Source organism: Paraburkholderia sp. RL18-085-BIA-A, from assembly GCF_046027075.1.
In the GTDB taxonomy this organism is placed as follows: domain Bacteria; phylum Pseudomonadota; class Gammaproteobacteria; order Burkholderiales; family Burkholderiaceae; genus Paraburkholderia.
The window spans coordinates 1-262 of record NZ_JARESU010000715.1; the positions used below are offsets into that span (position 1 = coordinate 1).

1 protein-coding gene is annotated in these 262 nt (G+C 55.0%); it reads left to right on the forward strand.

Annotated features, from left to right (window positions below; all coding sequences use genetic code 11):
• Nucleotides 1–262 (forward strand): NAD-dependent epimerase/dehydratase family protein (locus P0D89_RS54525; RefSeq protein ID WP_408371650.1); only part of this gene is annotated, 262 nt, incomplete at both ends.

The window sequence follows — 262 nt, forward strand, 5'->3', positions numbered from 1 at the left end:
CGCCGTCAGACGCTTCTTTCACTCAGAGCAGATCAACGTCGTCCTTCTCGCTGCGGCCAAGGTGGGCGGAATATACTGGAACTCGGCGGCGCCAGCTTCTTTTCTTTACGAGAACCTGCTGATACAGGCAAACGTCATCCATTCCGCCTATATAAGCGGCGTGACGAGGCTTGTATTCTTCGGATCGTCATGCATCTACCCGAGGGCGTGTCCCCAGCCGATCAAGGAGGAATATCTTCTGACCGGGCCCCTTGAAGAAACA